The sequence below is a fragment of the Emticicia sp. genome (genome assembly GCF_043780375.1).
Taxonomy (GTDB): domain Bacteria; phylum Bacteroidota; class Bacteroidia; order Cytophagales; family Spirosomataceae; genus Emticicia.
Genome location: NZ_JAYWCU010000122.1, coordinates 1 through 5,194 on the forward strand (window position 1 = coordinate 1; position 5,194 = coordinate 5,194).

Sequence of the window (5,194 nt, forward strand, 5' to 3'; positions counted from 1 at the left end):
TATTAGACTTCCTGCGAAAGTATTTTAAGTCGAAAAACACCATCTTTTCGGCTACAAATTGAGTAAATTTTTCAACCGTAGCGGTGCTATGCTTTCAAAATTTTCTCGATTTTCGCTTGAAAATCTACTATTTTTCAATCATAAAACACTTTCGCAGGAAGTCTATTCTTTTTTCAAGGAAGATAAATTTTTAATATGTTTTTTATCAAATTTCAACAACAACCGCCGCCATCATAAAACCAAGTTGAATCTGAAATAAAAATATCATTTCTGCCCAAGTTATCCAAAGCACCTGCCGTTTTATCGCAAATTGCCAAAGGTTGATTTTGGAGTAATATATGACCAGCATTATCGTCAAAACAATCGTCATTACCGAAATATATAGCAGTTTTGCCAGTAAATACGCAAGGTCCATCGGCGGGCATTGGGTCTTTTATGGCACAAACTTCTACCGATTCGATGTATATTAAATCGTCAGTAGGGTAGTGGTTTGGCGAAAGCACACGGTAAGCACGTTTGGCACGAATTTCGACCGTTCCGAAACCTACATCAGTAATCATTTTGATGTATTCTTTCAATGTAATCGAGCCTGTCAAACATAAAGCTCGTAAACGCTCATCGTTTCGCAATTCATCCGACATTTCTTGCTCACAAGTTGGGTCAGACATTACGAGTTTTCCACGTGGTTTTAGCACTCGGTACATTTCTGCTAAGGCCAATTTAAGGTCTTCAGCTTTAAATATATTGAACAAACAGTTTTGGGCTGCAACGTCAATGGTTTCATCATCTACTGGCAAACTAAGGGCATTTCCTTTACGAATATCAATAAAATCTTTCTCGAACCAGTCATTCAGACGTTTAGCTTCATTCATGTTTTCTTTGCAAGCTGCCAACATTTCGTCCACGATGTCAATACCTACAACGCCACCTTTTTGACGATTAAAATAGGAGAATTGGAGTAACTCCATGCCTCCACCTACGCCTACATACAATATTGTTGGATTATTGACTAAATCACGGGGATTAACGGTGCTTCCGCAACCATAATTCATTTCCTGCATGATTTTTGGCATTGTCAAGCCTGGCAAAGCCCAAATAGGGGTGGTTGTGCAACACAAGCCTACATCGGGTTTTTCGGCTGCTTGTTTGTAAACATCAATTGTAGTTTCTAAGTAACTTTCCATTTTAATCTAATAAGTAAATGAGTGATTTAATGCCCCAATGGAGCTAAATGAGTGAATATTTTTTCAGATTAACATTCACTAAAAACTGATAATTGTTTAAGCCACTTCACCACCGCACGAGCTACCCGCCCCCGCTGTGCAACCGTAGCAATGCTGATTTACGATAACTGAGCGATTTGTCAATTCTTCGTAGTCAAAATCTCTTAAATGTTGGGCTTTTGCAGCAACTTTTAGGTCAAGCATTTGGTTAAAATCACAGTCGTACAAATAACCGTCCCAACCAATTGAGAGCGTATTTCGGCACATTACATTGACCGCCGCCACAGGATTGTAGGCTTCTACTATTTTGTCCATATATGCTCCATAGTTGCCGCTGACAAGTAAATAATCAAGAAAACGACTGATTGGAATATTGGTAATGGCAAAAAGTGAGTTGAAATCTATGTTGAATTTTGTTTTCAATACTCGTTTGAATTCTTTTTCTAAACTTACTTGTCCTGCTGGCAAAAATGCCCCCGATGGATTATAAACCAAGTTGAGATTTAGTCCTGTTCCTTCGATACCATAACCTACTTGATTAAGCATTTGTAATGCCTTTATTGAATCATCAAAAACACCATCACCACGTTGAGAATCGGTGCGTGAAGCACTCGTAGCCGGCAATGAAGAAACGACTTCAATTTTGTGTTTTTTGAAGAATTGAGGTAAATCGTGGTATTTTGGATTTGCCAAAATGATGGTCAGATTACAGCGAACGATAATTTTTATATCGCTATCAACGGCACGAATACCTTCAATAAACCACCTAAAACTATTATTCATTTCAGGAGCTCCACCCGTCAAATCTAATGTCGAAAATTTGTGTTTTTTCAAGATGTCAATACAAAGTTGCATCGTTTCTTGGGTCATAATTTCCTTACGGTCAGGACCTGCATCCACGTGGCAATGTTTACAAACTTGGTTGCACATTTTGCCAACATTTATCTGAAAAATTTCTAGTTTTGTTGGTTTTAATGGAAATAAGCCAATATCCTCCAATTTCTCACGAAACAGCGGAAGTTTTTTGCCAATTTTTACTTCGTCATTCAATACCTTTAACTGAAATGCCGACTCGCCCAATTCATTTTTTTGAGCTTTTAATGATTTTACTGGATTCATTAATCAATGTTGAATGAGTGAATGATAGAATGATAGAATGATAGAATGTGTGAAAATCTTGATACAAAATAGTTTTTTAAAAAAATCTACGTTTGTTACAGTAGTCTTTAATTATTTACTCGTTGTATCATTCACTCATTCAATATTATTTTTTACATCATTAATTCTTTTGCTTTATTTATCATTTGAACACTGTGCACCAGGGTTACACCTGCAGCAAGGGCGGCGGTTACGTGAACAGCTTCCATCAATTCGTCTTCTGAGCAACCCTTGGCAATAGTATCTGAGGTGTAGGCATCAATGCAATATGGGCATTTGAGGGCGTGAGCTACTGCAAGAGCAATCAATGATTTTTCTCGTTCGCTCAAAGCTCCATCTTTAAAAGTTTCGCCATAATAATTGAAAAATTTTGCTGCTAAATCTTTTCCACCAAATTCACCAATTTTACCAAATTTTGCAAGGTCGTCGGGGTCATAATATGTTTTCATAAATAATTGATTATTAGGTGTTTATATGTGTTTTTAACTATTTCTTTAAAAGCAATATCCGTTTTATAAATCATTGTAATTTCCTGCAAGCCTTCAAGTATATTATCAAGGTCAAAAGCATTCTCTTCCATCAATGGATAGATAAAAATATGCTCATGATTTAAGGCTCGCATTGCATGATTGGTGAAATCAATTGAAACTTGTCCGTGATACCAAATTGTGATTTTTCACCAATACTTTCAATATAGACTTCTACACTTCTGACTGGTTTGCGAGTGAGTAAATCATTGACATTTACTTCTAATTGTTCTTGAGCTAATGTTGAAAATGCGTAAAAAAAAGATATAAATAGTAGTATTTTTTTCATAACATTTTCTTTATGAGTGCTATAATTGAATAAAATTTTACTATGGTAATAGCCAGTATAGATTGAAAACCTATATTGTTTTACTGATAGAAAATGGGGAATTCAATAAACAGGGGGTGCTCGAAGAGAAGAAAATCTAATTAACTGATTATCAAATAGATAGGAGTAGTTGTAGGTATTTCTTGATAAAGATTTCTCAATAAATTGAAGTAAAAACCTAATAAAAAACCTTGAAGAAGAATAGTTTTGTAATTCTTCAAAAGTATGTATATCGGCAAGAGTTTCAATAGCTATAATTCTTTGTTGAGCATATTGTTTAATATAACTCGCTAACATTTTTCCACTTTGCCAAGCGAGCTTCTCGAAGGTTTCGGAATTAAATGTATTTTTTGAAATTCCGAGTAAATAAACACCACCACGCTCGTCGGGGCCAATTACCGTATCGTTTGTTTGTAGTTTTTCGGCGGCATCTAAAATTTGTGTTTTGTTAAGAGCAGGGCAATCGTTTCCAACACAAATTACTTTTTCAAAACCTTTATTAAAAACTGCTTGAATAGCTGCTGAAAGTTGTTTACCGAAATTACTTTTATTTCCTAAGATTAATTGATTTGAATAAAAAACAGGAAGATTTGTTGAACCAGATGTACGACCAACAAAACTATTTAATCGACTGAATACTAAACGATTAACTCCTAAGTTTTTCGTAGGAGTTAAAGTCTTTCGAGAAGCATCTTTTGATAGATCTTGAACGAAAATTAATATAGCAGTCGAATTTTTCAAACAATTAATAAGGTTTTACACATATATACGAAGAAAATTGATACTTAGATTTTAATAATGGCTATTTAAAACTCCTTCAATTTGGTCGACTGTATACAGATGAATAAAAGCTTTTTTATTTAAAGTTGTGCTTTCATAATAATCGACATTTATTCTTTCTTAGGTTGTAATCGAAACATGGTAAAAAAACGCAATGTTTTTTTTATTTTGTGCAAATTACAACTCCATACTAGTAAACAATAAAAGATTCTATTTTGTTTAAAATAGAATCTTGTAGCAAAAAAAAAGTTCTTTTTGAAAGTTTCACAGGTAATATTTCATTGTTTTTCAATTATGCTTTCACTTTTCCCCAACCCATAGTCGAAACCATCCAATCGGGTAAGGGTTTTTTGGTTTTTCTTTTTTTAAGATTCAAATACCAACCAATTCTTTTCAAGATAGGCACTCGGTGTGTTTCCACAAATTCAATAAGTGTGCCATCGGGGTCTTCCAAATAGGTAAAACGTCCACCAGCTTCGCCCATATCAAAAGTTTCACCGCTATCAACAGTAAAAGGATACCCATTTTCGGTACATCTTTTTTTCAAAGCATCCATGTCGAGGGTATCGAAGCATAAATGAATAAAACCTAAATCGCCCCAACTTCTGCCTTCAAATATTGTTTTTGGTGTACTGTCAAGAGCTTGCACGAGTTCGATTTCCACATTTCCAAGCAGACGGCTAAATGCTCCCGTATTATTCATCGGTTTACGAAGAAGTACTCTACGAAAACGTTTTTTATTGGCATTCAATTCTTTAAAATCTTCAAAAGTACCAGTTTTGTCATAGGCTAACTCACTGATTTTCAACACATTCTGATACAGATTTAAGGCTTTGTCAATATCACTTACACCAATCACAACACCTACGATTCCTCCAGTCAGGCTATCGGTTGGGCGAAACCAAGAGTCATCTTGAACCACCTGAAGCTGATTTCCATAATTATCGGTTAGCCAAGAATAGGGCTTGTTTTCGGGAGAGGTAGTGGTCTTAATTTGTTGATTATCAGCAAATTGTGAAATGTTAGAGCATTTTATTTTTACGGCAAAAATACCTAAATCCCCAATTTTTGCTTCAAACTCGGCTGCAAGTGGCTCAGGGCGATTCGATTGCCATATTTCTGCACCACCACCACCAGCCATATTCAAAGCTAAAATCGCTCTACGTTGCCGAATGTTG

Annotated in this window: 7 protein-coding genes; all 7 read right to left on the bottom strand. The window is 35.4% G+C overall.

Annotated features, from left to right (window positions below; translation table 11 throughout):
* Window positions 1–212 precede the first annotated feature (212 nt).
* Window positions 213–1,184, bottom strand: coding sequence for an arsenosugar biosynthesis arsenite methyltransferase ArsM (gene arsM / locus ACH2CJ_RS09780; RefSeq protein ID WP_394992468.1), 972 nt, complete (start codon window positions 1,182–1,184; stop codon window positions 213–215).
* Window positions 1,185–1,280: 96 nt separating this feature from the next.
* A complete protein-coding gene (gene arsS / locus ACH2CJ_RS09785; protein ID WP_394992470.1) occupies window positions 1,281–2,342 on the bottom strand; it encodes an arsenosugar biosynthesis radical SAM (seleno)protein ArsS in 1,062 nt (353 codons plus the stop codon).
* A 152-nt stretch (window positions 2,343–2,494) separates the two neighbouring features.
* On the bottom strand, window positions 2,495–2,830 hold the full coding sequence (locus ACH2CJ_RS09790) for an arsenosugar biosynthesis-associated peroxidase-like protein (protein WP_394992471.1): 336 nt from the start codon (window positions 2,828–2,830) through the stop codon (window positions 2,495–2,497).
* Window positions 2,827–3,003 carry a hypothetical protein gene (locus ACH2CJ_RS09795; RefSeq protein ID WP_394992473.1) on the bottom strand — a complete coding sequence of 59 codons (177 nt, stop codon included), beginning with the start codon at window positions 3,001–3,003 and terminating at the stop codon, window positions 2,827–2,829. The genes ACH2CJ_RS09790 and ACH2CJ_RS09795 overlap by 4 nt, the downstream gene beginning before the upstream one ends.
* Window positions 2,991–3,197, bottom strand: a complete 207-nt coding sequence (locus ACH2CJ_RS09800) for a hypothetical protein (RefSeq protein WP_394992474.1) — start codon at window positions 3,195–3,197, stop codon at window positions 2,991–2,993. The genes ACH2CJ_RS09795 and ACH2CJ_RS09800 overlap by 13 nt, the downstream gene beginning before the upstream one ends.
* Before the next feature lie 102 nt (window positions 3,198–3,299).
* A complete protein-coding gene (locus ACH2CJ_RS09805) occupies window positions 3,300–3,977 on the bottom strand; it encodes a DUF2064 domain-containing protein (protein ID WP_394992476.1) in 678 nt (225 codons plus the stop codon).
* 331 nt (window positions 3,978–4,308) lie between these two features.
* Window positions 4,309–5,194 (bottom strand): VOC family protein (locus ACH2CJ_RS09810; protein ID WP_394992477.1); only part of this gene is annotated, 886 nt, incomplete at its 5' end.